At 61.5% G+C, this 24,789-nt stretch carries 25 protein-coding genes; 8 read left to right on the top strand and 17 right to left on the bottom strand.

Annotation, left to right across the window (positions count from 1 at the left end; translation table 11 throughout):
- Window positions 1–6 precede the first annotated feature (6 nt).
- Genes Q1B16_RS01235 through Q1B16_RS01225 form a run of 3 tightly spaced genes read left to right on the top strand, consistent with a single transcriptional unit; the run spans window position 7 to window position 3,947 of the window.
- The gene (locus Q1B16_RS01235) at window positions 7–1,164 is read left to right on the top strand and encodes an ABC transporter permease subunit (protein ID WP_299784136.1); all 1,158 of its coding nucleotides are present in this window, start codon (window positions 7–9) and stop codon (window positions 1,162–1,164) included.
- A gap of 3 nt (window positions 1,165–1,167) precedes the next feature.
- Window positions 1,168–2,358 carry an ABC transporter permease gene (locus Q1B16_RS01230; RefSeq protein ID WP_299784134.1) on the top strand — a complete coding sequence of 397 codons (1,191 nt, stop codon included), beginning with the start codon at window positions 1,168–1,170 and terminating at the stop codon, window positions 2,356–2,358.
- Window positions 2,355–3,947, top strand: a complete 1,593-nt coding sequence (locus Q1B16_RS01225) for an ABC transporter ATP-binding protein (protein WP_299784132.1) — start codon at window positions 2,355–2,357, stop codon at window positions 3,945–3,947. The genes Q1B16_RS01230 and Q1B16_RS01225 overlap by 4 nt, the downstream gene beginning before the upstream one ends.
- Here the strand turns inward: Q1B16_RS01225 and hemN are convergent.
- The gene (gene hemN, locus Q1B16_RS01220; protein ID WP_299784130.1) at window positions 3,944–5,299 is read right to left on the bottom strand and encodes an oxygen-independent coproporphyrinogen III oxidase; all 1,356 of its coding nucleotides are present in this window, start codon (window positions 5,297–5,299) and stop codon (window positions 3,944–3,946) included. The two genes, Q1B16_RS01225 and hemN, sit on opposite strands and share 4 nt — an antisense overlap.
- A gap of 59 nt (window positions 5,300–5,358) precedes the next feature.
- On the opposite strand from hemN, the gene fnrL reads away from it, so the two are divergent.
- Window positions 5,359–6,105 (top strand): transcriptional regulator FnrL, encoded by a 747-nt coding sequence (gene fnrL, locus Q1B16_RS01215; RefSeq protein WP_299784128.1) that lies wholly within the window; start codon window positions 5,359–5,361, stop codon window positions 6,103–6,105.
- Between the two features lie 3 nt (window positions 6,106–6,108).
- On the opposite strand, the gene Q1B16_RS01210 is transcribed toward fnrL, so the two are convergent.
- From Q1B16_RS01210 to Q1B16_RS01175, 8 genes are all read right to left on the bottom strand, one after another.
- A complete protein-coding gene (locus Q1B16_RS01210) occupies window positions 6,109–7,221 on the bottom strand; it encodes a TFIIB-type zinc finger domain-containing protein (protein WP_299784126.1) in 1,113 nt (370 codons plus the stop codon).
- A gap of 43 nt (window positions 7,222–7,264) precedes the next feature.
- Window positions 7,265–8,386, bottom strand: coding sequence for an SPFH domain-containing protein (locus Q1B16_RS01205; protein ID WP_299784124.1), 1,122 nt, complete (start codon window positions 8,384–8,386; stop codon window positions 7,265–7,267).
- Window positions 8,387–8,403: 17 nt separating this feature from the next.
- Window positions 8,404–9,372: a DUF2927 domain-containing protein gene (locus tag Q1B16_RS01200; protein ID WP_299784122.1), complete on the bottom strand. Its 969-nt coding sequence runs from the start codon at window positions 9,370–9,372 to the stop codon at window positions 8,404–8,406.
- 7 nt (window positions 9,373–9,379) lie between these two features.
- On the bottom strand, window positions 9,380–10,579 hold the full coding sequence (locus Q1B16_RS01195) for a toxic anion resistance protein (protein WP_299784121.1): 1,200 nt from the start codon (window positions 10,577–10,579) through the stop codon (window positions 9,380–9,382).
- 29 nt (window positions 10,580–10,608) lie between these two features.
- Window positions 10,609–11,511: a 5-bromo-4-chloroindolyl phosphate hydrolysis family protein gene (locus Q1B16_RS01190; RefSeq protein ID WP_299784120.1), complete on the bottom strand. Its 903-nt coding sequence runs from the start codon at window positions 11,509–11,511 to the stop codon at window positions 10,609–10,611.
- 172 nt (window positions 11,512–11,683) lie between these two features.
- Window positions 11,684–12,526: a hypothetical protein gene (locus Q1B16_RS01185; protein WP_299784119.1), complete on the bottom strand. Its 843-nt coding sequence runs from the start codon at window positions 12,524–12,526 to the stop codon at window positions 11,684–11,686.
- Between the two features lie 11 nt (window positions 12,527–12,537).
- Window positions 12,538–12,735, bottom strand: coding sequence for a hypothetical protein (locus Q1B16_RS01180; RefSeq protein WP_299784118.1), 198 nt, complete (start codon window positions 12,733–12,735; stop codon window positions 12,538–12,540).
- Window positions 12,736–12,788: 53 nt separating this feature from the next.
- Window positions 12,789–13,613, bottom strand: coding sequence for a pseudouridine synthase (locus tag Q1B16_RS01175; RefSeq protein WP_299784117.1), 825 nt, complete (start codon window positions 13,611–13,613; stop codon window positions 12,789–12,791).
- A gap of 63 nt (window positions 13,614–13,676) precedes the next feature.
- Here Q1B16_RS01175 and Q1B16_RS01170 point away from each other — a divergent pair, with 63 nt between their 5' ends.
- Together Q1B16_RS01170 and Q1B16_RS01165 are read left to right on the top strand one after the other, a co-directional pair.
- Window positions 13,677–14,135, top strand: a complete 459-nt coding sequence (locus tag Q1B16_RS01170) for a nucleoside deaminase (RefSeq protein WP_299784115.1) — start codon at window positions 13,677–13,679, stop codon at window positions 14,133–14,135.
- Window positions 14,132–14,677 carry a pseudouridine synthase gene (locus Q1B16_RS01165; RefSeq protein ID WP_299784113.1) on the top strand — a complete coding sequence of 182 codons (546 nt, stop codon included), beginning with the start codon at window positions 14,132–14,134 and terminating at the stop codon, window positions 14,675–14,677. Before Q1B16_RS01170 ends, Q1B16_RS01165 begins: the two co-directional genes overlap by 4 nt.
- Before the next feature lie 3 nt (window positions 14,678–14,680).
- Here Q1B16_RS01165 and hemF read toward each other — a convergent pair whose 3' ends face one another.
- The 4 genes from hemF to clpS all read right to left on the bottom strand — a co-directional run bounded on the left by hemF (window position 14,681) and on the right by clpS (window position 17,883).
- Window positions 14,681–15,574, bottom strand: a complete 894-nt coding sequence (gene hemF / locus Q1B16_RS01160; protein WP_299784111.1) for an oxygen-dependent coproporphyrinogen oxidase — start codon at window positions 15,572–15,574, stop codon at window positions 14,681–14,683.
- 89 nt (window positions 15,575–15,663) lie between these two features.
- Window positions 15,664–16,467 (bottom strand): SDR family oxidoreductase, encoded by an 804-nt coding sequence (locus tag Q1B16_RS01155; protein WP_299784109.1) that lies wholly within the window; start codon window positions 16,465–16,467, stop codon window positions 15,664–15,666.
- A 12-nt stretch (window positions 16,468–16,479) separates the two neighbouring features.
- Entirely contained in the window at window positions 16,480–17,502 is a 1,023-nt protein-coding gene (locus tag Q1B16_RS01150) for a methyltransferase (protein ID WP_299784107.1), read from the bottom strand.
- 21 nt (window positions 17,503–17,523) lie between these two features.
- Entirely contained in the window at window positions 17,524–17,883 is a 360-nt protein-coding gene (gene clpS, locus Q1B16_RS01145; RefSeq protein WP_299784105.1) for an ATP-dependent Clp protease adapter ClpS, read from the bottom strand.
- A gap of 85 nt (window positions 17,884–17,968) precedes the next feature.
- Between clpS and Q1B16_RS01140 the strand changes: the two genes are divergently transcribed.
- A complete protein-coding gene (locus Q1B16_RS01140; protein ID WP_299784103.1) occupies window positions 17,969–18,667 on the top strand; it encodes an HAD family hydrolase in 699 nt (232 codons plus the stop codon).
- Window positions 18,668–18,960: 293 nt separating this feature from the next.
- The gene (locus Q1B16_RS01135; protein WP_299785956.1) at window positions 18,961–20,427 is read left to right on the top strand and encodes a D-alanyl-D-alanine carboxypeptidase family protein; all 1,467 of its coding nucleotides are present in this window, start codon (window positions 18,961–18,963) and stop codon (window positions 20,425–20,427) included.
- Window positions 20,428–20,438: 11 nt separating this feature from the next.
- On the opposite strand, the gene ccoS is transcribed toward Q1B16_RS01135, so the two are convergent.
- Genes ccoS through ccoG form a run of 4 tightly spaced genes read right to left on the bottom strand, consistent with a single transcriptional unit; the run spans window position 20,439 to window position 24,701 of the window.
- Complete coding sequence (gene ccoS, locus Q1B16_RS01130) at window positions 20,439–20,597, bottom strand: cbb3-type cytochrome oxidase assembly protein CcoS (protein WP_299784101.1); 159 nt, start codon at window positions 20,595–20,597, stop codon at window positions 20,439–20,441.
- A 13-nt stretch (window positions 20,598–20,610) separates the two neighbouring features.
- Entirely contained in the window at window positions 20,611–22,800 is a 2,190-nt protein-coding gene (locus Q1B16_RS01125; RefSeq protein ID WP_299784099.1) for a heavy metal translocating P-type ATPase, read from the bottom strand.
- Between the two features lie 3 nt (window positions 22,801–22,803).
- A complete protein-coding gene (locus Q1B16_RS01120; RefSeq protein ID WP_299784097.1) occupies window positions 22,804–23,265 on the bottom strand; it encodes a FixH family protein in 462 nt (153 codons plus the stop codon).
- Window positions 23,265–24,701, bottom strand: a complete 1,437-nt coding sequence (ccoG, locus tag Q1B16_RS01115; protein ID WP_299784096.1) for a cytochrome c oxidase accessory protein CcoG — start codon at window positions 24,699–24,701, stop codon at window positions 23,265–23,267. The genes Q1B16_RS01120 and ccoG overlap by 1 nt, the downstream gene beginning before the upstream one ends.
- Between the last annotated feature and the right edge of the window lie 88 nt (window positions 24,702–24,789).

The raw sequence follows: 24,789 nt of genomic DNA, 5'->3' as shown, positions 1-24,789 counted from the left end.
TGACCCTTGGGAGCCTATATTCTTCGACGCCTGTTGCTGATCATTCCGACACTGTTCGGAATCATGATCATCAACTTCGCCCTGACTCAGTTCGTGCCCGGCGGCCCGATCGAACAAACCCTTGCCCGTTTTCAGGGCGAAGGTGACGTATTTGCCGGGTTCTCGGGCGATGGCGGCGGGCAGAACGCGGAAGAGACGTTCGGATCGGACAGCGACTATATCGGCGCGCGCGGCCTGCCCAAGGAATTCATCGAGACGCTGGAGATCGAGTTCGGCTTCGCGCGGATCGTCTGTGAGGACGGCTATGTCGGAGAGCCCGATCTCGACGATCCGGCCTGCACCAAGGAAGAAATCGGCGCGATCGAACGGTTCGGCATCATGATGTGGAACTACCTGCGGCTCGATTTCGGGGAAAGCTATTTCAGGTCGATCGGGGTGATGGAGCTGGTGCTGGAAAAGATGCCGGTGTCCATTTCGCTGGGCCTTTGGTCCACCATCATCGCCTATATCGTGTCGATCCCGCTAGGCATCCGAAAGGCGGTCAAGGACGGCACGCCGTTCGATACCTACACCTCGGCGGCGATCATCGTGGCCTATGCGATCCCGGGGTTCCTGTTCGCGATCCTGTTGCTGGTGTTGTTCGCCGGCGGGTCGTATTTTCAGATATTCCCGTTGCGCGGGCTGACATCGGATAATTTCGAGGACCTTTCCCTTCTGGGCAAGGTGGCCGACTATTTCTGGCACATCGCACTGCCGGTGATCGCCTCGACAATTTCGGCCTTTGCGACGCTAACACTGCTGACGAAAAACAGCTTTCTGGACGAGATCAAGAAACAGTACGTGATCACCGCGCGGGCCAAGGGTCTTTCGGAACGGCAGGTGCTGTACGGTCATGTCTTCCGCAACGCGATGCTGATCGTCATCGCAGGCTTTCCTGCCGTGTTCATCGGCGTGTTCTTTTCCGGCTCTCTCATCATCGAAACGATCTTTTCGCTGGATGGTCTGGGGCGGCTCGGCTTCGAGGCTGCGGTGGCGCGGGATTACCCGGTGATCTTCGGAACGCTGTTCGTGTTCGGGCTTATCGGGCTGCTCGTGGGGATTCTGTCTGACCTGATGTACGTTCTGGTCGATCCGCGCATCGATTTCGAGCGGCGGGAGGGCTGACGCATGGCGGCCAATCCAGAACCGAACGACCGCGATATCGTGACCGAACCCAGCCCGGCGGTGCCAGTCGCGCCGGTGCGAAAACGGTTCACGCTTTCGCCCTTGAACCAACGGCGTTGGAACAACTTCAAACGCAATCGCCGCGCGTTCTGGTCGCTTTGGATCTTCTGCGTGCTGTTCGGGTTGTCGTTGCTGGCCGAGTTCATCGCCAACGACAAACCGATCCTCGTGCAGTATCGCGGTGAGTATTACACGCCGATCTTCAACTTTTACGCCGAAACCGAATTTGGCGGCGACTTCCGAACCGAGGCCGCCTATCGCGATCCCGAGGTGCAGTGCCTGATCCGTACGGGCGGTCTGGAGGAGTGTTTCGACGATCCCGAGGGCCTGGTTGAACAGGTCGATGCGGGCATGGTTCTGGAGGGCGATTTCTACAGGGGCTGGGCGCTTTGGCCGCCGATCCCCTACGACTACCAGACGCCGGTGGACCGGCCCGGTGCGGCCCCCCTGCCGCCCAACGAACAGAACTGGCTGGGCACGGACGACACCAAGCGCGATGTGATGGCGCGGGTGATCTACGGGTTCCGATTGTCGATCCTGTTTACGTTGATCGTCACCGTTCTGGCCAGCGTTGTCGGCATCGTGGCCGGCGCCTTGCAGGGCTATTTCGGCGGTTGGTTGGACCTGATCTTCCAGCGGGTCATCGAGATCTGGTCATCGACCCCGTCGCTTTACATCATCATCATTTTGTTCGCGATCTTGGGGCGAAGTTTCTGGCTTCTTGTGTTTCTCACAGTGCTGTTCGGCTGGACCGCGCTGGTGGGTGTGGTACGCGCCGAATTCCTGCGGGCACGGAACCTCGAATACGTGCGGGCGGCCAAGGCATTGGGCGTGTCGAACGCGACGATCATGTTCCGGCACATGTTGCCCAACGCGATGGTGGCGACGCTCACCATGCTGCCCTTCATCGTGACCGGCACGATCAGCACGCTGGCGGGGCTGGATTTCCTCGGGTTCGGCTTACCGTCCTCGGCCCCGTCGCTGGGGGAGTTGACGCTTCAGGCGAAACAGAACCTTCAGGCGCCGTGGCTGGGCTTCACCGCGTTCTTCGTGTTCGCGCTGATGCTGTCGCTGCTGGTGTTCATCTTTGAAGGCGTCCGCGACGCGTTTGATCCGAGAAAGACGTTTACATGAGCCACATCCTCGAGGTGAAGAACCTGACCGTTGGGTTCAGGCAGGACGGGCAGACCGTGCCAGCGGTTCGCGGCGTGTCGTTCCACATCGAACGGGGTGAGACTGTCGCACTGGTTGGGGAATCCGGTTCGGGCAAATCGGTCACGGCATTGTCCACCGTGTCGCTCTTGGGCGATTCCGCGCGGGTGGACGGATCGGTCCTCTACAATGGCGAAGAGATGGTCGGCGCGGATGATGCGCAGCTTCGGCGTATCCGGGGCAACGACATCAGCTTCATCTTCCAGGAACCAATGACCTCGCTCAATCCGCTGCACACGCTGGAAAAGCAGTTGGAGGAATCCATGGCCCTGCATCAGGGCCTCACCGGTGCCGCGGCGCGGACGCGGATTATCGAGCTCTTGAACAAGGTGGGGATCCGCGATCCCGAAAGTCGGCTTGGTGCCTATCCGCACCAATTGTCGGGCGGCCAGAGACAGCGCGTGATGATCGCGATGGCGCTGGCGAACGGGCCGGAACTGCTGATCGCGGACGAGCCGACAACGGCGCTCGACGTGACGATCCAGGCGCAGATCCTGCAACTCCTGGCCGATCTGAAAGAGGCCGAGGACATGAGCCTGCTGTTCATAACCCATGACCTTGCCATCGTGCGCAAGATCGCCGACCGGGTTTGCGTGATGAAGGATGGGCAGATCGTGGAAACCGGCCCGACGCACGAGATCTTCGCCAACCCGCAACACCCCTACACGCAGATGCTGCTGAGCGCGGAGTCGACCGGATCGCCTGACCCGGTCAAGGCCGACGCGGAAGAGATTGCGCGGACCGACAACGTCAAGATCTGGTTCCCGATTCAGAAAGGCTTTCTCAAGCGGACCGTCGGCTATGTGAAGGCGGTGAATGACGCGTCGATCGCGGTGCGGGCGGGTGAAACCGTGGGGATTGTGGGCGAATCCGGGTCGGGCAAGACGACGCTGGCGCTGGCGATCATGCGGCTGATCCAGTCCGAGGGCGGGATCACCTATCGCGGTCAGAACGTGCGCGACTGGTCGACCAAGCGGCTGCGGAAGCTGCGGAGCGAGATGCAGATTGTGTTCCAGGACCCCTACGGATCCCTGAGCCCACGCATGACCTGCGAGCAGATCATCGCGGAGGGTCTTGGCGTACACGGATCGCCCGATGGCCGGACAGAGCGGGATCTGGTCACCGAGGTGATGACAGAGGTCGGGCTCGACCCCGCAACGATGCACCGGTATCCACACGAGTTTTCCGGCGGCCAGAGGCAGCGCATTGCGATTGCCCGCGCAATGGTGCTGCGCCCCAAGCTGGTGGTGCTGGACGAGCCGACATCGGCGCTTGATATGACCGTGCAGGTGCAGATCGTGAACCTCTTGCGCGATCTGCAACAGAAATACGACCTGGCGTATCTGTTCATCAGCCATGACCTGAAGGTGGTGCGGGCGATGTCTCACAAGGTGATCGTGATGAAGGCGGGTGACGTTGTGGAATACGGATCGGCGCAGGACGTGTTCACGAACCCGCAGACGGAATACACCAAGACGCTGATGGCCGCGGCCTTTGATCTGGCGAGCTAGATCGCTGAACTGTGCCCGGCTGAGGACAGCTCGTAGGTATCAAAGCTGCGCGCGATGATGCGGGTCAGCGGGCGGGCCTCACGCGGTACGAAAAGACCCCGGTCATCCAAAACCAGAATGTTCTCGAACGCATCGTTCGTCCGCTTGAGCAGGTCCCGCATCTCGGTTTCTGTAGTATCGTAACCGGCCACAAGCTCGGCCACATCGACGCGGAAATCGCACATAAGCATTTCGATCATGCGCGCGCGCAGCTTGTCTTGCGCGGTGAAGCTGTGGCCCCGCACCGTCGAGAACTCGTGCGCGCGGATCGCCTTGGTATAGGCCGATGTCCCGGGGGCGTTCTGCGCGTAGCCCTGCGGGAAACGCGATATCGAGGAGGCGCCGAGGCCGACAAGCACATCGGATGTATCGTCGGTGTAGCCCTGAAAATTGCGGCGCAGCGTCCCGTTGCGCGCAGCGACCGACAGGCCATCGGATTTGGTCGCGAAGTGGTCGATGCCGATCTCGTCGTAATTGTCCCACACGAACAGCTTGCGCGCGGTCTCGAACAGATCGAGCCGTTCATCCGGTCGCGGCAGCGCGTCGGACGGAATCATCTGTTGGCGCTTTGCCATCCACGGGACGTGGGCGTAGCCATAAAGCGCAACACGGTCCGGTGAAAGCGACAGAAGTTTCTGCACCGAATCAACGATCTTGCTGCGTGTCTGGTCCGGCAGGCCATAGAGAATATCGGCGTTGAGGCTTTGAATGCTGCGCTCGCGGATCATATCGACGGCGCGTTTCGTGGTTTCGAAGCTTTGTTCGCGGCCGATGGTCTTTTGAATGCCGGGGTCGAAGTCCTGAACACCGATGGAAGCACGGTTCATCCCGCCTTCGAACAGCACATCAAGCCGTGCCGCGTCGATCTCGTTCGGATCGATCTCGACGGAAAATTCGTAGTCTTCGGCGAAATCCGCCACTTCGCGGACCGTGGCCGTCAGATCGCGCATGTGATCGGGTGTCAGCAGCGTGGGCGTTCCACCCCCCCAGTGCAGCCGCGACAGCCGCACGCCGCGCGGCAGATGCCGCTTGAGCAGCGAAAGTTCGTCCTTGAGCGTTTCGACATAGGCGGTAACTGGCTCAGCGCTCGCGGTTCCTTGCGTACGGCAGGCACAGAACCAGCACAGGCGGCGACAAAACGGCACATGCAGATAGAGAGATATGTTGGCATTTTCGGGGATCGCTTCGATCCAACCCGAGAAATCCACCGGTTTCACGTCATTTTTGAAATGCGGCGACGTGGGGTAACTCGTATATCGAGGCACCTTCGCGTCGAATAGTCCCAAGCGGGAAAGTTGTGTTCTCGCTACCATATGCATAGCATTATGTATGTTGCGAGGGAGCAGCATTGATACAGATCAAGACCGGACCCATGTTGAAAGAAACCAGCCTCAACGTCACGCAAGACTGCGCCGATTGCCCCATTCGCCACCGGGCCGTCTGCGCACGGTGCGAAGCCGATGAACTCGATCGGCTCGAGGACATCAAATACTACCGCCGATTCGAAGCCGGTCAGACCGTGATCTGGTCTGGCGACCGGATGGATTTCGTCGGCTCTGTCGTTTCGGGGATCGCGACGCTGACCCAGACGATGGAAGACGGGCGCACGCAGATGGTCGGTCTGCTTCTTCCCAGCGATTTTGTGGGCCGCCCCGGTCGCAACACGGCAGCCTATGACGTGGTCGCGACCACCGACATGGTCATGTGCTGCTTCCGCAAGGCCCCGTTCGAGGACCTGATGGAGCGCACCCCGCATATCGCGCAGCGCCTGTTGCAGATGACTCTGGACGAACTGGATGCCGCCCGCGAATGGATGCTCGTTCTGGGGCGCAAGACCGCGCGGGAAAAGATCGCGTCGCTGCTGTCAATCATCGCGCGCCGCGATGCGACGCTGAACCTTGGCGGGCTTGACGGGCCGGTGACCTTTGACCTGCCCCTCACGCGCGAAGCGATGGCGGACTACCTTGGCCTGACGCTCGAAACCGTGTCGCGGCAGGTATCGGCGCTCAAGAAGGACGGTGTCATCACGCTTGAAGGCAAGCGCCACATCACCGTGCCGGACATGAGCGTTCTTCTCGAAGAGGCCGGCGACGACACCGATGGCGGGATGCTGGTCTGATCGCTACTGACTCATCGCGGCGACGTATCCCACGACAGCCGCGAGGATCAGACCAATGACCACGGCAAACGCGATTTTCCACGCCGACCACGGACGTTCACCCTGCACCGCGCCGGTTTGACCGTTGACCACGAAGCGATAGCTTTTGCCCCGGTACTTGTACGCGGCCAGCCAGACCGGCAGCAGGATGTGCTTGAAGGTCACATCCGAAATCCGCGTGTCGACATTGTGAACGCGCTGACGATCACCGCCGATGTCGAACTTGACGTCTCGTAGGATCACGCGATCCATATAGCTCCGCGCTTCGACGAACCCTTCGCGCAGCTCGACGCCGTACGCCTCGGCCCGAAAGCCCGCCAAGTATTCCGGGTGGTAGGGCTCAAGCCGCGACAGGTCCCAAGGCTCGAGCGCATCGGTCTGCCGCTTGGGCAGGGACCGCGACGCAAGGACAAGCACATCGTCGAAAAACCGCGCCACGCGGCCAGAGGCGGGACGCCAACGGACCTTCGCCACGCGCACGGTTTCGGACTTCCCATTGCGGACGACACGGCGGGTTTCGTAGTAGACGGTTCCGTGCTCGCCTCGGTAGGTCGATTTCGTGTCCGCGTCGAACGTCCAGTAGGGAACATAGATGCCCGTCATCCGCCGGCCCTTGCGCGCGTAGTTCTGCAAACCGTTCGGCGCGAACCATAAACGACCGAGCCAGTCGGTCATCGCGGCGCGCGCCGCTTTTTCGTCGAGGGTAAAGGGAACGACGCCCTTGGGTTTGATATGTCGGTTGCTGCCCGTGTCGGCGACCACGGGCGTCGCGCAAAACGGGCATTCGGCGGCGTGAACGCCCGGATCGAATTCCACCTGCGCAGCGCAGTTGGGGCATTTCGAAACTCGCGTCTCTTCCATTTCCTGTGCGGGAAGCCGGTTCGCGATCGCGGTTTCGAAATCGATCTCGCGGATGCCGCCTGCGGCCCAGGGGCCAGAGCCCGCGATCTCGCTTGTGTTGCCGCAATGGTCGCACAGCAATAGCCCGCGCTCCGGATCAAAGCGGAAATCGGCACCGCATTGATCGCAGGGAAAGCGGTGCTCTTCCACGGGTGCGGTTCGCGTCTGCTCGGACAAGGCCGTGTCCCCTGCTTCTTCTCTTTTCAAATGCACACTGCGATCACGCACCCGGCGGGGGTGGTGGCAGGACCGTGAATAGCTGCGCGAGCTCCATCACGTCCTCGGCCTTCTTCCAACCGTCCTGCCCTGCGGTCCAGACATAGCTTTCGCGGGTCAGCGCCCCTTCGGTCGCCATGCGTCCCAGCGCGGCCTTGGAAAACGGCCCCTTGGTTTCGCCGTTTTCGGCTACGTGCCACACATGCTCGACGGGGGGCGGTGGCGGCATCTGGCGCGAGGTGGGGGCAGCGCCCTGCACGTGCTGCGTGCCGCCCCACGGGCCCGACTGGGCCGCGGCGTGACCGATCTGCATACCAAGCCCGGCGCCAAGCCCCGCCTGAATGGCCGCGGCCCCTGCCCCGTCCTTGCCCAAAGCCTCCGCGGCCTGAAACTGCATGTATTGATTGAGGTTGCCGATCACGCCCATCGAGGACCGCTTGTCCAGCACCTCTTCGACTGCGGGGGGCAGAGAGATGTTCTCGATATAGAGCTCGGGCAGTTCCAGACCGTACTCTGCCAAAGTCGGCGCGATTTCCTTGGCCAAAAGCATACCCAACTCGCGTGTGTTCGCCGCCATGTCGAGCACCGGGATCCCGGCACGCGCGATGGTACGGGAGAATTCCTGCACGATGATGTTGCGAATCTGGTAGCTGATCTCGTCCATCGTGAATTCGCCGTCGGTGCCCACGATCTCGACCAGGAATTTCGCGGGGTCGATGACGCGCACCGAATAGGTGCCGAAGGCGCGAAGGCGAACCGGGCCGAATTCAGGATCGCGGCAGATGATCGGGTTCTTGGTGCCCCATTTCAGATCCTGAAACCGGGTCGTGTTGACGTAGTAGATCTCGGATTTGAAGGGTGACCGGAAGCCGTGATCCCAGTGCTGCAACGATGTCAGGATCGGCATGTTGTTGGTTTCAAGCATGTAGAGCCCGGGCGTGAACACGTCCGCCAACTGTCCTTCGTGCACGAACACGGCCGCCTGCCCTTCGCGCACGGTGAGTTTCGCGCCGTACTTGATCTCGTGGCCTTCGCGTTCGAACCGCCACACCATCGTATCGCGCGTGTCGTCGGTCCACTGGATGACGTCGATGAATTGGCCACTGAGAAAGTCGAAAATGGGCATCAGAAGTCTCCGTTAAGTCAGCTTGGTCCGCCGCCCGTCAGTTCCTGCGCGAGCGCCCGCACGATGGGGCGGGCCTGGTCGGCGGTCATGCCGGGGGTGAGGCGGGGATCGTAGAGCATTTTCAGCAGCATCTCGTCGTGGCTGGTCAGAAGCGCGAATTCCTCGTCATCGTTGAAAATCGACGGGCGTGCGTTCTGATCGTCATTGGCGAGACCAAGGCCCTGCGCCAGTTCCTCGTGATAGCAGGCGCGTCGCGTCAGGTCGGGGTGTTCCGTCCGCACCAGAGCGACCGCCTGACGATAGGCGCTGCCGGATGCGGAATCGGCGAACGCGACGACAAGGCAATGAATGGAGCGTGGCAGGTTGAGGAAGATCGCACGGCTGGACGCCTCCATGCCGGGGGCGATGCGGTCGAGTGTTGCGCGCAGTTGATCTTTGTCGTCTTCGCCCATCACCAAAACGTGGAAATTAGCCTGCGACGAGACCATCGAGATCGGATGCCCGGAGACGCGCGACAAGCGACGCGTGTAGCTTGTCAGGCTCTGGCGATCCTGCACCTGATCGGTTTCTGACAGACTGTCACCGAAGATCACTTCGACGCGGACCGGAATCACCCATTTCTTGATTTCGCCCAACGCACCGCTTGACGGTTGGAGCCCGGCCCCGCGGGTGTATTCCTCGGCCAACGCGATGCGTTCAAAGTTGCGGGCAAGCATCTGGTCGGTAAACGGCGTGTCGATGCCGCCACCATCGACCCGCAGGAGACCACGCGCCAAGAGGTCTTCCTGAACGCGGGCATAATAGCGGCGCAGCGACATCGATTCAGCCGAAGGTTCTTTCGGCTTCGGTTCCGCCACGGCGACCGGACGATCCGGCCGTGCCTGCGGTTTGGTGTCCGCCGGAACGTTATCGGTGGAGAGCGGATCGCATGCCGACAGGGCCGCAAGAGCGGCGCAGGACCACAGGATATGCCGCCAGCGCCGCATGTCGGCTTTACTGGTCCGGCATGGACGCAGCGGTCGTGTCGCCCAGACCATCCTTGCGTGCCTTGGCGGAAGCCAGCGTATCGCGGAGTTCGGCCTCCATCTTCTTGAGTTCGACCTCCGCCGCAGCCCGCTTGGCCTTGCCTTCATCGGCGATCTGGAGGCTTTCCTGTATGGTGCCGATCAGATCCGCGTTGGCCTGCTTGACCGCTTCGATATCGAAGACCCCGCGCTCCATTTCCTCGCGGATCAGCTTGTTGCTGTCGCGCAGGTTCTTGGCGTTCGAGGTAAGCAGTTCGTTGGTCAGATCGTTCGCATCGCGGACGGCCGCTGCGGCTTCGGCAGAGCGTTGGATCGTGACGGCTTGCGCCAGTTGCGTTTCCCAAAGCGGGACGGTGTTCACCAGGGTCGAGTTGATCTTGGTGACCAGCGACTTGTCGTTTTCCTGCACCAACCGGATCGACGGCAGAGACTGCATCGTGACCTGCCGCGTGAGCTTCAGGTCGTGCACGCGACGTTCCAGATCGTCACGCGCGGCCCTCAGATCGCGCAGTTCCTGTGCCTTCATCATCTGATCGTCTTCGGCGGCCGCCTGCACCTCGGCCTCTTTCGCCGGGATGTCGGTGTTGTCGAGGACGCTCAGCTTTTCTTCGCCCGCAGCGATATACAGCGCAAGCTCGTCGTAGAACTGGAGCGTCTTGTCGTAGAGCAAGTCCAGCGATTTGATGTCCTTGAGCAGCGTGTGTTCGTGCTTGAGAAGGTCATCGGTGATCCGGTCGATCTGGCCTTGCACCTGCTCGAACTTCGCGGTGAACTTGGCAAACGGGGCGGCGCGCCCCAGCAATTTTTCCCACCAGCTGCGTTCGCGGCGCACATCCAACTCGGATACCGAGAAGCCCCGGATCGTGCTCACGATACCACGGAGGCTGTCTCCTGCCGGGCCGACGTCCTTGTTGCGCACATCCGCCAGCATGGCTTGCGAGATTTCCTGAAGCTCCGCCTGGGCGTTCGATCCGAAGGACACGATGGATTGCGTATCGCTCATGTCGATTTCGGCCATGCGGGACCGGATCTCCTCGCTCAGGGCCGGGTCGGCTTTTGCCAGCGGCACGACCGCGTCGGCTGCCTTGGGTTCGGGCAGGATGACGGCGTTGACTTCTTCAACCAAGGCAAGCGCATCCTGGGCTTTGGCACGGACTGTTTCAGACATCGAGGTTCCCTCTAAAACTCATTTCTACTCTATTTCATGTCGCGATCAATTCGAACGCCCTCGCGTTTCAACCTGTCGCGCAGCACATCGATTTCGACCGTCAGGTCCGAACGGTCATCGAGCAGCATCTTGCGGGTCCTGGCCGAGAAGTTCTTTTCCAGATCGTCGAGCAAGGATTCGTAATCCGCGCGCGCCTGCGGGTCGTTTGTGCGGGCGTAGACATCGGCGAACTTGATCGTGGCATCGCGCGCGCCCATCAAATAGACGCTCAAATATTTCTTGGCGCCGGTCAGATCGCGGGGGTCGTCTTCGACCGTGCGGAACAGGTCTTTGGCTGTGGTCTGGAACTGTTCGACCCGTGCGATCATCCGGCGGTCACCCGAGCGCGCAATCGCATCGCGCATGGCGGCCAGATGCGCCTCGGCCTCGTCCACGGCACGCGCAACGCGGTCCTGCTGGAAGGTGTCGATGCCCTCCATGCCCTTGTTCCGCAAAGGGTCGATGCCGAAAGCGCCGATATGAAGCGCGCCTGCGGCCACGCCGTAGATGACGGGAGCGATCAAGCCCGGTTCATTCGCAAAGGCCGCGATGCCCACGCCAGCCCCGGTCATCAGGGCCGCTGCCATCTTGCGCGGGAATGCCGGGCGACGCGCCACCTTGCGGGCGTTGTAGGCCGCTTCGGCAGTCAAACCTCCGCGCAGGAGCCACGCCCCGAGCAGCAGGACGCCCGCGCCAACCAGCCCGAGACCCATTCCGATGGCCCCTTCGTTGATCGACGTGAAGGCGAGGATGATGGGCGGAATGAACAGGATGTTCGAGCGTGCGCCAACCGGATCAACGGTCGCCCCTTTAAAGCCTTTCGGGGTGGGCGTTTCCGTGCGGTCGGACGACGATCCATCCGGGCTGTATTTGCCACCATAGCGCTGGGCCATGCTCAGAGCCCTCCGAGCAAGCCGCTGGTGACCCCGAACAGGACGACGAGAAGCAACGCGTAGCTTATTCGTTGCAGGCCGGCACCGGACATGAAAACCCCTTTCCCAAGTGTCCTTCGAAACTTAGGGGATGTGTCAGAGGCTTACTAGGGGGAAGTCGGCGCAGATCCGCTCAGACCGAGTCTTTACGGTTCATCCGCTGGAAAAGGACATCGGTCTGAAGCTCGAAATTGTTGCGCCCGCGGGCGATGCCGCTTTTCCGTGCACGGACCTCGAACGCGTCGACAAGCGCCACCATCTTCATGTGAAACTTGCGGCGTTCAAAGCGGCTTGGCAGGCCATCGGTCCGGTCCACAAGGGTGGCGACTTCGGCCTCCATCTTGGTCAGCATCTTGGAGACGGACGGCGCGATCTTTTGCAACGTCGGTGTTTTCAGATCAACGGTTCCAAGCAGACCCATCACCTTGTTCGTGGCGATCCGCGTGCGTTCGGACAGTTCGTCATCGTCGAGATCGCTCAGGGTGATCGCAAGACGTTCGAACCGGTCGTCGAAATCCTGATAAACGCGCTGGTTCACGAAGCGCATCCGCAACGCGGGGTTGTCCGTACCCTTGTCGCGCATCGGATCGAGGCCGAAGGACACGAGGCACAGAATAAAGATCGACATTCCGATCACGAGCGGAATCGCGGGAACCGAAATTTTCGTCGATGCCAGAAGCCCGATGACGAGCGCCACGATGCAGCTTCCGATCAGCTTGAACGGAATTTTCGGGCGGGGTGCAATCTCGGCCGCGTCGTAGGCCAGGTGGTTTTTCTGACCGAACGACAGAAAGACGAGACCCACCGCGAAAAGCGTGATGATCAGAAGAGCTGACGCGATGCCCGCAACGGTTCCGTCGAGAAGCCACAGGATCAATGGGCAGGTGGCAAGAACCATGAAACCAACCGGCACGTCATCGACGGGCGCAGACTGGCCAAGAGCGGCGCTGCGGTTCATGTCGATGACGTTGTCCATCTGCATGTCCATCACAGCAACCCCAACGCGAAGATCGTCAACCACATGACCGCGAAGGCGACCCAGGATGCCGCGCCCCCCTGCGTACGGATACGCTGAACCGCGCCGCGCAGCGCCTTGGACGTGTCATCTGCAACCGTGCCCAGGTTCGACAGGACAAGCAGGACCGAGGTCACAAGGATGGCTGATGTGAAGAATGTGATCAACATGCCGCCACGTTCGGTGCGAATCCGGGCGGAAAATGGGCGCTCAAGAGGAAAGTTCAGGGACTCTTTTTCGCCTTGTTCGGCCGCGGCTTGCGCCGGAGGGAATTTCCCTTTGCAGTCTTGGGCTTGGCGGGCTTGGCATCGGGCACGGTTTCAAGGCCCAACTGGTCTCGCACGACCTTGCGACGCAGCTCTTCAACGGCACCGGCCTTCAACTGACCCAGCTGGAAGGGACCGTAGGAGATTCGGATCAGACGGTTCACCGTCAGACCGAGGTCCGCCAATGCACGGCGGATCTCGCGATTCTTGCCTTCGCGCAGGCCAATTGTCAGCCAGGCATTTGCGCCCTGCTGCCGGTCGAGGTTCACAATCATCGGTTGGAACCGCTCGCCGTCGATCACCAATCCCTTGCGCAAGGGCTCCAGGCTTTCGTCGGTGGGCTGCCCCTTCACCCGCACGCGGTATCTGCGCAGCCAACCGGTAGAGGGCAATTCCAGCTTGCGCTTGATGCCACCGTCGTTGGTCAGAAGCAGCAACCCTTCGGAATTGAGGTCGAGACGCCCCACGCTCATCACGCGGGGCATGTCCTCGGGCAGCTTGTCGAAGATCGTCGCGCGCCCCTGTTCGTCCTTGGTGGTCGTCACGAGGCCAACGGGCTTGTGATAGAGCCAGATGCGCGGCTCGTCGGGCGTGCCCACGACCTTGCCGTTGACCACCACCTTGTCGGACGGCGTCACGTTCAGCGCCGGACTGTCGATGGTCTTGCCGTTCACCGACACACGGCCTTGCAGGATCATCTGCTCGGCCTCGCGACGGCTGGCGAGACCCGCGCGGGCGATGACTTTGGCGATGCGATCACCGGGAGGCGTGTTCTGTGTCATGCCTTGCGGCTTAGTCCAATTCAGGCTCTTGGGAAAGCCGATTGCGCGGTCTATGAGGGGTCTATGGTCTTCCGTTCCCATATGGCGCGCGCTCTGGACGAGGCGCGCGATGCTGCCGCCCGGGGCGAGGTCCCCGTAGGCGCGGTGGTGGTCGCCCCCGATGGGACCGTGGTCGCTGCCGCTGGTAACCGCACGCGGGAGCGCAACGACCCAACCGCCCATGCCGAGATGCTGGCAATCCGCGAGGCTTGCGCGCGGTTGGGCGCCGAACGCCTGACCAACCATGATCTTTACGTCACGCTGGAGCCCTGCCCGATGTGTGCGGGCGCGATTTCGAACGCGCGGATCAGGCGGCTTTATTACGGCGCGCAGGATGCCAAATCCGGCGGGGTCGCTCATGGCGCGCGTGTGTTTTCGCACCCGCAATGCCACCATGCGCCCGAGATCTACGACGGCGTGAATGCGCGCGAAGCTGAAACGCTCCTGACCACGTTTTTCGCAGCAAAACGGGAGGGCGCATGACCCGCATCATCCTGTTCAACAAGCCGTTCGATGTTCTGTCGCAATTCACCGACAAAGGGACCGAAGGCACCGCGCGCCGCACCCTATCCGAGTTTATCGACGTGCCGGGCGTCTATCCCGCCGGTCGGTTGGACCGGGACAGCGAGGGGCTTATGGTTCTTACCGACAACGGGAAGCTGCAAGCCAAGATCAGCAACCCGAAATTTCGGTCTCCGAAAACCTATCTGGCGCAGGTCGAAGGGACCCCGACCGAGGATCAGCTTGAGCTTCTGCAAGCGGGTGTGACGCTCAAGGACGGTCCGACGCGGCCCGCGCAGGTCGACCAGATCGACCCGCCCGACCTTTGGCCCCGCGATCCGCCGGTGCGCTACCGCAAGACGGTTCCCGACGCGTGGCTCCGCCTGACCATCACCGAAGGCCGCAACAGGCAGGTCCGCCGCATGACGGCGCATGTCGGTTTGCCCTGCTTGCGGCTGGTGCGCTGGTCGGTGGGGGAATGGACGCTGGACGGGATCGCGCCGGGTGACTGGCGCGACGCCTGACGTTCAGATCCACTTGGCCAGTGGCGGCAAGCTCATCAGAACGGCATTTGCGTCGTGTCCGGTTTCCAACCCGAACTTGGTGCCCCGATCGTAGACGAGATTGTATTCGGCATAGAGACCGCGATGGACCAATTGCGCCTCCTTGTCGGCGTCCGACCATTCCTGCACGCGCCGCTTTTCGACCAGCGGCACGAAGGCGGGAAGGAACGCGCGGCCGATATCCTGCGTCAGGGCGAAGTCGGTTTCCCAATCGCCGGTGTTGTGGTCGTCCATGAAGATGCCACCGACACCCCGTGCGCGATTGCGGTGCGGAATATAGAAATACTCGTCCGCCCATTCCTTGAGGCGCGGGTAATGCTCTGCTCCATGCGGATCGAGGTGCTGTTTCTGCGTGTCGTGGAAATGCTGCGTGTCTTCGGCGTATTCGATACACGGATTGAGGTCGGACCCACCCCCGAACCACCACGCATGAGGGGTCCAAAACATCCGCGTGTTCATGTGAACCGCCGGACAATGCGGGTTCTGCATATGCGCAACAAGGCTGATCCCCGAGGCCCAGAAACGCGGGTCGTCCTTCATCCCCGGAATACCCTTGCGCGCCGCCATGGCGTTCTGGGCGCGTTCGCCAAGTGTGCCGTAGACGGTCGAGACATTGACACCGATCTTTTCGAACACGCGGCCGCCGCGCATGACGCTCATCAAACCGCCGCCCGCGTCGGAGCCATCATCGGAGGTCCGCTTGGTTTCGGACACGTCGAACCGTCCCGGTGCCGCATCGCTGAGCGGACCGGTGTCGTGGCTGTCTTCGAGCCCCTCGAAGGCTGCCACGATCTGATCGCGCAAATCGCGGAACCACGCTGAGGCGCGGGCTTTTTCGGTGTCAAAGGTGTCCGTCATGTCACTGTCCTATCTTTGTGGCAGGACACTACAACGCGACACGGGAATCACAAGCCGCTCCAAAGGCTTGATGAAGCCGTTGGGCTGGATCAATGCGCGGGCGCGTTCACCGGATCGACCAAGGTCCGCCCGCCGTCGATCGTAATGATCTCACCGGTGATGAAGCCCGCGCTTTCCGAGGCAAGGAATTGCACCGCCTGTGCAAGTTCTGCGGGGCTGGCGATGCGTGCAAGCGGGGTGTTTTCCTCGATCTCTTCGCGGTAGCCGTCGTGATCCTTGAGCGCCTGTTTGAGGCTTGCGGACATCACAGAACCCAAGGCGACCGAATTCACCCGGATGCGGTGCTCGGCCAAAGACACAGCCATTGAGCGCGTCAGTTGGTCGAGTGCCGACATCGAAACCGAAAACGCGAGCAGTTCCGGTTGCGTCCGCCGAGCCGCGATGGACGACAGGTTGACGATCGCACCGGCCTGCCCCTCTTCCTTGTCGGCGGCCTGTTTGATCATGCGCTTGGCGACCATCTGGGACAGGCGGAACGTGTTGGTGACGTTCTGAACCATGAGCGAGTCGAGCGTCGTATCGTCAAGGTCCAACGGGTCTGACCTAAGAACCTGACGGCTGCCATTGATCAGTATGTCCACGCGATCGAAGGCGTCGATCGTGGCCGAAAGCAGATTCGCGAGCGTCAGGCGTTCCCGCAGATCCCCCGCGAAATAGCGGATGTTGCCATCGTCTTCGGGGATTTCGCCGCATTCGTGGGCGAGACGCGCCTCGTCCATATCCGCGAACATGACATTCGCGCCCTGATCGACGAAATGCCGGGCGATGGCCAAACCGACTCCATTGGCGGCGCCTGTGACGATGGCCGTCTTACCTTCGATAGAGAATGACATCGGATGTCTCCTTCAGCGTCGCTTGGCGCGGCCGGGTTTGTCTGACGACTTCGGTTGATCGGCTTGCAGGATCTTGAAGCGCGGGTCTCCGGCCAGTTCCTGCACCTGCGAAAAGCTCGCGGAGAGCGTGGTTTCGTAGGGCAAGTGCCGGTTCGCAACCAGGATCAGCGTGCCCTTCGGCTTGAGCAATCGCGCGGCGGATTGAATGAATTGTTGTCCCAGCGATGCGTCTGGTGTGCGGCTGGTATGGAAGGGTGGGTTCATGACAACCCATTCCAGACTGCCCGCCACACCCCAAGTCGTCGCATCGGCCCAATGCAGCGCGACCCGATCGTCGGCAGAATTCTTCAAATTGAGTCCGGCGCAGGTCAGCGCGCGGTGGTCCGCTTCGACCAGATCGACATGGGTGATCGACGGATTATCGAGCAGGTGTTTCGTGAGATAACCCCAACCGCCGCCAAGATCGGCCCCTCGGCCCTTGAGGGATTTCGGCAAAGCCGCGATCAGGGCTTCCGATCCCGCGTCCGGCCCGTCGGCCGAGAACACGCCGGGTTGCGTGATCCAAGCGTCGGTCACCGGCGCCGGGTCGGGCAAGGCACAGTCTGCGAAGGCACCACTGGCGCCGAACCAGAAGATTTTGCCGTGGGCTTTGGAGAGCTGACCATCGATGGCGACCCGGTCCTTGGCGAACTTCAACATGGCGTCGATGCCATCGGTCTTGGCCCCGTCGACGATGATCTGCCCGTCCGGTGCAATCGCTTCGGCCTGAGCAATCAGACCCCGCGCCAGTTCACGGCTGCGTGGCAGGGTGACATGGACGATATCGGCAGGGCCCGTCGCATCGGTCGTGACGGGAACGCCTTGCGTGTCAAAAAGATCGTAAGTCGGTTTGAAACTGTGCTGAACCGTCACGTCCCGTGCGGGGATGACGCCCAGATCGGCATCCGGCGCGGGTTCCAGTAGAACGATACGCGCGTCCGATGACAGGTCGATGGCGCCTGTCTCGAGGGCGTGGGCAAGTCGGGCTAACGTCATGAATGTTCCGGGTTTCCCCGGTTATTCCTTTTCCATGGTGCATTGCAGCGGGTGCTGATGCCTGCGGGCAAAATCCATCACCTGTCCAACCTTGGTCTCTGCAATTTCGTGGCTGAAGACACCGACGACCGCAACACCTTTCTTGTGAACGGTCAGCATGATCTCGAACGCCTGCGCGTGTGTCATGCCGAAGAACCGTTCGAGCACATGCACCACGAATTCCATCGGGGTGTAGTCGTCATTCAGAAGCATGACCTTGTAGAGCGGCGGGCGCTTCGTCTTGGGACGTGTTTCAACGACGACTCCGGTGTCGTTGTCCTCTTTCGACGGAGGTCCTGCCACAGGGCGGGATAACGTGAATTTGGCCAACGCGTGTGTCATCTGTGGGACTGTACCTCGGGTTCCATATCCTTGATGGCTCTATATAACCTGTCCTGACTGCGAGAAAAGAGGCGCGTGCCACGCCATGACGCGAAAGCTGCAAACAATCGGGTTCGATGCCGACGACACGCTCTGGCACAACGAACGGTTTTTCAAGCTGACGCAGGACCGTTTTGAAGAGCTACTATCTGATTATACGGACAAATCCCTTCTGCACGACCGGCTGATCGCAGCCGAGCGGCGCAATATCGGTCATTATGGATATGGCGTGAAAGGCTTTGTCCTTTCGATGATCGAAACCGCGATTGACGTCACGGAGGGGGCCGTCGAGGGGCACGTGATCCAGAAGATCCTCGATGCCGGCCAGGACATGCTGGCCCATCCCATTGAATTGCTGCCGCACGCGCAAAGCACCATTGAGGCCCTGTCCGGGTCTCATCGTCTTGTGTTGATCACCAAAGGCGATTTGCTGCATCAGGAACGCAAACTCGCGCAATCGGGGCTTGGAGACCTCTTCGATGACGTCGCCATCGTTTCCGACAAGACGGTCGAGACCTATCGTTCGATCTTTACCGGGCACCCCGGAGGTGCCGAAGCTGCTATGATGGTGGGCAATTCCATGCGGTCCGATGTCGTGCCCGCCGTACAGGCCGGAGCGTGGGGCGTATTCGTGCCGCATGACCTCGCATGGGATCTGGAACACGCCGAACCACCCGAGGCTCCGCGCTATCGGGCGATCGGTGATTTGGGCGATTTGCTGCCGCTGGTGGACGAGATCGGCTGATCGTCGCTGCCTTATTCTTGCCACATTGGCCTCACTAGTAAGCGTTTTCCTCAACCCCCCAATATCTTGCGGCACAGCGCCTCAAATCTGTGCGAAAAATGTATAAAAATAAGGGCTTTATCGGTCACCTCTCATGTGCTAGCTTTTTTGTAATAATAATGCTGACCGGAAAAATCCGGCGGCTTGAGGCAGAGAAGGCGGACATCGTGACGGGACGGCGTAGAAAGCCGGGCCGAATTGGCCTGTATGTTATCACTGCAATTTGGTTGGCAATCCTTGTGCCCATCAGTGCGATGGCGGCGCCTTATGCTGCCATGGTCATGGATGCGCGCAACGGTGAGGTGATCCATTCGGAGAATGCCGACACACGGCTCCATCCGGCGTCGCTGACCAAGATGATGACGCTCTACGTCGTGTTCGAAGCCGTACAGAACGGTGAGATCAGCATGGATACGAAAGTGCAGATCTCGCGCAAAGCCGCCTCAGAGCCGCCGTCAAAGCTGGGTCTGCGCGCCGGTTCAACGATTCAGTTGCGCTATCTGGTCCGCGCCGCCGCGATCAAATCCGGCAACGATGCTGCCACGGCCCTGGCCGAAGCGATCTCGGGATCCGAAGCCGCGTTTGCCCGCCGGATGAACCGCACGGCCAAGGCTCTGGGCATGAGCCGCACGACGTTCAAAAACGCGCACGGTCTGACCGAAAGCGGGCATCTGTCCACCGCATGGGACATGACGATCCTCGGGCGGCATGTGCTTTACGATTATCCACAATACTACAACCTCTTCTCGCGCCGCAGCACCGATGCCGGGATCAAGGCGGTGTCGAACACCAACCGCCGGTTTCTCGACGCCTACCGTGGCGCGGACGGGATCAAGACAGGTTACACGCGGGCGGCGGGCTTCAACCTTGTTGCGTCGGCCGAACGTGGAAGCGAACGGATCATCGTCACGGTGTTCGGTGGAAACTCGACGGCATCGCGCAACGCGCAGGTGGCCAAGCTCATGGACCTCGGCTTCAACAAGGCGCCGACCCACATGGCACTGCGGGCACCGCGCAAACCGCCATACCTCGGACCCGATACGTCGCCTGTAGACGAAACTGTCATCGCGCGGAGTCAGACACCATCGACCAACACGAGGGCCAAATCCATTCGCGTCGTGGCCGCCGCGGTCAAAACCAGCCTGCGCCCCACGGCGCGGCCTGTGGCAGAGCCCGTGCTTCCTGACGCTCTGGTGGCCGAGTTGAAAGACGACATCCAATCGGTGCTGGCGGAAGTCCAGACCGAAGAAGTTCAGGAGGTCGCAGCCACAGCCGCGCAAGTGGCGCTTGCCGCTGCGGCCCCGGCCGCTGCCGCGCCAGCGCTCGCGACGCCGGTTGCACAGGCGGCACCGAATGCGTCCGTGAAACCGGTTGTCCGACCACGCACGCTGGTTCTTGCTTCGGCGACGGCCCGGCAGGCAGAGGCGGCGCAGCCCGTCGAAAAGCGCGAGGCGGAAGTCGTTACCCGGATCTCGACCTCCGGCGGGCGTCATTGGGGCATCAATGTCGGACGCTTCCCGAGCCGCTACGCCGCGGAGAAAGCGCTGCTCCAAACCGCATTGTCCGAGATGGCGACCCTCGATGGGTCACTGCGCAAGGTGGTGAACGGGTCTCGTGGCTTTGACGCGAACTTCATGGGACTGACCCGCGAAGCCGCCGATCTGGCCTGTCGCCGGCTTCAGGCCCGCCAGGTGACATGCTTCATGATCGGGCCAAGCTGACCGTGTGACGATCAGGTCTTGGGCCGGTCGTCGTAATCGTCAGACAGAATCCGCTGCGCCGCGCCTTCGGGGTCCTCGTATTGCTTGGACTTCACCGTGAAGACGAACGCCAGAAGACCGATCCCGCCGAGAATCAGCGATACGGGAATGAGATAGGCCAGCACGTTCATCGACAGCTCCGGTTCATTTCAGGCGCAGGGCGTTCAGCGACACCGTAATCGAAGAGCTCGACATCGCCAATGCGGCGATAAGCGGCGAACACAGTCCGGCTACGGCAAGCGGCACGGCGATGATGTTATACCATGTCGCAATCGTGAAATTCTGGCGGATACGTTTGATCGCCACGCGCGACGTCAACAGCGCATCCGCAATCGGTTCGAGCGATTTGCCCAGCAACACCACATCCGACGCAACACGCGCCGCGTCCAGCGCCGTGGCGGGAGAAATGGAGGCATGCGCTCCGGCCAAGGCTGCGGTGTCATTCAGACCGTCACCGACCATCAGGACCCGTTTGCCCTCTTCGGTCAGCTGCGCGATCTTGGACGCCTTTTCCTCGGGAAGAGCCTCGGCGATCCATTTGGCGATACCCAGCCTTTGGGCGAAGGTTTCCACCGCTTGCGTGGTGTCGCCGGACATCAACACGACCTCGTAACCGTCGGACTTGAGCTGAGCGACAAGGGCCTCTGCCCCGTCCCGGATTTGATCGGCAAAGCGGAACGGATCGGCCACACGATCCCCGATGCGCAGCCACGCGCAGGTCTCGGCGCTTTCGCCGCCGCCGACCCATGCGCTTCGGCCAAGGCGGACGGTCTGGCCCTTCCATTGACCTTCGGTCCCGTGCCCCGGAATTTCGGTGATCTGCGTGACAGGTTCCGCGGCAACGCCCGCGTCGCGGATTGCCTTTGCCAAGGACCGAGACAACGGGTGCGAGGACCCCTCGGACAGAGACAGAGCCACGCCCAGATCCCGCCGGGCATGATCGCCAAGGTTGATGACCTCGGGCGCGCCATCGGTCAAAGTGCCGGTTTTGTCGAAAACGACTGTGTCGACCTGAGCCATACGTTCCAGCGCGGTCGCGTCCTTGATCAGAAGCCCCTTGCGGAACAGCCGCCCGGACGCCGCCGTCGTCACGGCAGGCACAGCGAGGCCAAGCGCGCAGGGACAGGTGATGATAAGAACCGCCGCCGCGATGTTCAGCGCAGTACGCAGATCGAACGTGTAGAGATACCATCCGACGAACGCCAAGGCCGAAAGGATATGGACCCCGGGCGCGTAGAGCTTGGCCGCCTTGTCCGCAAGCGAGGTATAGCGCGAGCGCCCCGACTCCGCGATGGCGACAAGATCCGCCATACGATGCAACGAAGTATCCCGGCCCACCGCATTGGCACGAATCGTCAACGGTCCGGTCAGGTTGACTTCGCCCGCGCTGACGATGGCTCCCGGACCTGCATAGATCGGCCGGGTTTCTCCGGTCAAAAGGGACCGGTCCAATTCGGACTGCCCGTCCACGATCTCGCCGTCCACCGGCATCCGGCCACCCGGACGCACGCGGATAAGATCTCCGACCACCAGTGCGGACATTGCGATCTGCTCTTCTTGACCGTCATCAGTGATCCGTGACACGCGCGGCACCTCCAACGCGGCGAGCTCTTCAGCTGCGGATCGCGCGGCGGACCGGGTGCGGTGGTCAAGGTAGCGCCCGGCAAGCAGGAAAAATGTCAACGTGATCGCCGCGTCGAAATAGGCGTGTTCGCCCGACAGCGACGTTTCCCAAAGCGACGTCGCGACTGCGAGCGCAATGGCCAGCGAGATCGGCACATCCATATTGAGCCGCCCCGCCCGCAGCGCGGTCCAGGCGTGTTTGAAAAACGGCTGCGCGGAAAACGCGATGGTCGGCAGGGCGATCGCAGCCGAGATCCAGTGGAACATATCGCGCGTTGGGCCATCGGCACCGGACCAGACCGCGACGGACAGGAGCATGATGTTCATCATTGCAAAGCCCGAGACCGCCAGCCGCATCAAAAGATCGCGCCCCGCCTTGTCGGTTTCGGTCGCGCGAAGCGCCGTGGTGTCCAACTCGTGCGCCTCGTAGCCGGCGCGTTCCAAAACGCCGACAAGCTCTTCTGCCGTCAGGTCCGGGGCCGCATCGACCTGCGCGCGTTTGAGGGTCAGGTTGACCCGCGCGCCCTTCACGCCATCCACATTCGCCAGGATACGCTCGACGCCAGAGATACAGGCTGCGCAGTGGATCGACGGTAGAGACAGGACGATGTTGATGTCTTTCGGCAGCGCCGCCTCGGCAAGGGCCTCTGCCGCGGGAGCGGCGGAACAGGCCGGGCAGGCAGAGGTGGGAGGACGCATCGCGACGGTCATGGATCAGCTCTCGACGTGAAGGACGATACGCTGCTCGAAGGAGACGCCATCGAGCGACGTGGCTTTCATACGGATGTTCCAGTTTCCCGGACGCAAGGATTCGCGGGCGACATAGGCGCGCCCGTCAAAGGCGAAGTCGGGGCTACGGTCGTCCTGCACGTGGGTGGCACGGCCCAAGACGGCATCCAGAGACCCCGCCTGAACCGGGCGGCCTTGCGCGTCAACGATGCTCAGGATCAACAGGCCGCCTTTGGCTTCGGCAGAGACATTCCAGCCAAGTGATTCCTGTTCCGCGCGCCGGTCGTCGAAACTCTGCGAGGCGACGTAGGAGTTCTTCACCTCCAGGCCGGGAAAAGTCGACACGGCGTTGTAGGCCAAGGTCAGGTTGACCGAGATGATGACGGCGAAACAGCCGCCAAAGATGGCCAGCGCGTGCCAGCCGGTGAGTTTGCGTTCCTTGGCCATCAGTTGCTTCTCCCGTTGAAGATGCTGTCGGTGTGTGCACGGTCGCCATTCGTGAGGTCCTCGACCCAGAACCGGATTTCCGTGCGCTCGTCCTCGGCCGGGTCGGATCCCGGGGCAGCGACGACATAGACGCGTTGCAGGTAGGTTTCGTTGGCAGGCACATCGACGGTCTCGTAGGGCGATCCCTCGAGCTGAACCCGCAAGGACGGATGGCCCGTGACCGAGACGCGGAAGGGCCGGTCTTCGCCGTGCTTGTTGAGAAGGCGCACGTCGTAAGTGTTGCGGATCGACCCATCGGAGAGTGTCACGAAGGTCGGATTGCGGACGGGCGCGACGGTCATGTCGATCTCTGGACGGATGAAGAGCGCAAAGACCAGACCGATCCCGACAAGGGCCCAGAGCCCTGTGTACATCATCGTGCGGACACGGAAGATGTGATACCAAGCGGTGCGCGGTTTTTCTCCGGCGCGTTCGCGCGGCTCGTCCGACAGGGCAAGATAGTCGATCAGTCCACGCGGCTTGCCGATCTTCTCCATGATGTCGTCGCAGGCGTCGATGCACAGGCCGCAGGTGATGCACTCCATCTGTTGTCCGTCGCGGATGTCGATGCCCATTGGGCAGACGTTCACACAGGCCATGCAGTCGATGCAGTCACCTAACTGCTCTGCCCCGTCAGACTTGCGGTGCTTGCCGCGCGGCTCACCGCGCCATTCGCGGTAGCCGATGGTCAGGGTGTCTTCGTCCATCATCGCCGCCTGGATGCGCGGCCACGGGCAGGCATAGATGCAGATTTGTTCGCGGGCGAAACCACCGAAGAAGAACGTGGTCGCCGTCAGGATGAGCATGGTGGTGTAGGCCACCGGGTGCGCCTGCCCTGTCACCAGATCGCGCAGAAGTGTGGGCGCATCGGCGAAGTAGAAAATCCAGGCACCGCCGGTTGCCAGACCGATGAAAAACCACGTCACCCATTTGGTCACACGCAACCGCGCCTTGCGGAAATCCATCTTCTTCTGGCGGTGCAGACGCAGGCGCGCGTTCCGGTCGCCTTCGATCCAACGCTCGACGAGAATGAAGAGATCCGTCCAAACCGTTTGTGGGCAGGCGTAACCACACCACACCCGCCCCAGCGCCGAGGTGAAAAGAAAGAGCCCCAGCCCGGCCATTATGAGAAGGCCCGCGACGAAGTAGAATTCGTGCGGCCAGATCTCGATCCAGAAGAAAAAGAACCGCCGGTTGGCAAGGTCGATCAGAACCGCCTGATCCGGCAATTGCGGGCCGCGGTCCCACCTGATCCACGGCGTGACATAGTAAATGCCCAGCGTGACGATCATGATGATCCACTTGAACGTGCGGAAGTTTCCGCTGACGCGTTTCGGGAAGATGGGTTCACGCGCCGCGTAAAGGTTCGGCGGCGTAGAATTTTCTGCTTGAGACACGAGAGTTAGGCTCCCAAAGACGGATTGGCTTGATGGTCTTTTCACAGGGCTGGCCGCGACAGACTTTGACTTGCATCAAATACTGTAT

Source organism: uncultured Marivita sp. (assembly GCF_947488135.1).
In the GTDB taxonomy this organism is placed as follows: Bacteria; Pseudomonadota; Alphaproteobacteria; order Rhodobacterales; family Rhodobacteraceae; genus Marivita.
This window is presented reverse-complemented; position numbering and strand designations above follow the sequence as displayed.

Excerpts from the sequence above, each read along its gene's own strand:
- Q1B16_RS01230 (WP_299784134.1), top strand. The coding sequence starts at position 1,168 with ATGGCGGCCAATCCAGAACCGAACGACCGCGATATCGTGACCGAACCC.
- Q1B16_RS01225 (WP_299784132.1), top strand. The coding sequence starts at position 2,355 with ATGAGCCACATCCTCGAGGTGAAGAACCTGACCGTTGGGTTCAGGCAG.
- hemN (WP_299784130.1), bottom strand. The coding sequence starts at position 5,299 with ATGGTAGCGAGAACACAACTTTCCCGCTTGGGACTATTCGACGCGAAG.
- fnrL (WP_299784128.1), top strand. The coding sequence starts at position 5,359 with ATGTTGAAAGAAACCAGCCTCAACGTCACGCAAGACTGCGCCGATTGC.
- Q1B16_RS01205 (WP_299784124.1), bottom strand. The coding sequence starts at position 8,386 with ATGCCCATTTTCGACTTTCTCAGTGGCCAATTCATCGACGTCATCCAG.
- Q1B16_RS01200 (WP_299784122.1), bottom strand. The coding sequence starts at position 9,372 with ATGCGGCGCTGGCGGCATATCCTGTGGTCCTGCGCCGCTCTTGCGGCC.
- Q1B16_RS01195 (WP_299784121.1), bottom strand. The coding sequence starts at position 10,579 with ATGTCTGAAACAGTCCGTGCCAAAGCCCAGGATGCGCTTGCCTTGGTT.
- Q1B16_RS01190 (WP_299784120.1), bottom strand. The coding sequence starts at position 11,511 with ATGGCCCAGCGCTATGGTGGCAAATACAGCCCGGATGGATCGTCGTCC.
- Q1B16_RS01185 (WP_299784119.1), bottom strand. The coding sequence starts at position 12,526 with ATGGACAACGTCATCGACATGAACCGCAGCGCCGCTCTTGGCCAGTCT.
- Q1B16_RS01180 (WP_299784118.1), bottom strand. The coding sequence starts at position 12,735 with ATGTTGATCACATTCTTCACATCAGCCATCCTTGTGACCTCGGTCCTG.
- Q1B16_RS01175 (WP_299784117.1), bottom strand. The coding sequence starts at position 13,613 with ATGACACAGAACACGCCTCCCGGTGATCGCATCGCCAAAGTCATCGCC.
- Q1B16_RS01170 (WP_299784115.1), top strand. The coding sequence starts at position 13,677 with ATGGTCTTCCGTTCCCATATGGCGCGCGCTCTGGACGAGGCGCGCGAT.
- Q1B16_RS01165 (WP_299784113.1), top strand. The coding sequence starts at position 14,132 with ATGACCCGCATCATCCTGTTCAACAAGCCGTTCGATGTTCTGTCGCAA.
- hemF (WP_299784111.1), bottom strand. The coding sequence starts at position 15,574 with ATGACGGACACCTTTGACACCGAAAAAGCCCGCGCCTCAGCGTGGTTC.
- Q1B16_RS01155 (WP_299784109.1), bottom strand. The coding sequence starts at position 16,467 with ATGTCATTCTCTATCGAAGGTAAGACGGCCATCGTCACAGGCGCCGCC.
- Q1B16_RS01150 (WP_299784107.1), bottom strand. The coding sequence starts at position 17,502 with ATGACGTTAGCCCGACTTGCCCACGCCCTCGAGACAGGCGCCATCGAC.
- clpS (WP_299784105.1), bottom strand. The coding sequence starts at position 17,883 with ATGACACACGCGTTGGCCAAATTCACGTTATCCCGCCCTGTGGCAGGA.
- Q1B16_RS01140 (WP_299784103.1), top strand. The coding sequence starts at position 17,969 with ATGACGCGAAAGCTGCAAACAATCGGGTTCGATGCCGACGACACGCTC.
- Q1B16_RS01135 (WP_299785956.1), top strand. The coding sequence starts at position 18,961 with ATGGCGGCGCCTTATGCTGCCATGGTCATGGATGCGCGCAACGGTGAG.
- ccoS (WP_299784101.1), bottom strand. The coding sequence starts at position 20,597 with ATGAACGTGCTGGCCTATCTCATTCCCGTATCGCTGATTCTCGGCGGG.
- Q1B16_RS01125 (WP_299784099.1), bottom strand. The coding sequence starts at position 22,800 with ATGACCGTCGCGATGCGTCCTCCCACCTCTGCCTGCCCGGCCTGTTCC.
- Q1B16_RS01120 (WP_299784097.1), bottom strand. The coding sequence starts at position 23,265 with ATGGCCAAGGAACGCAAACTCACCGGCTGGCACGCGCTGGCCATCTTT.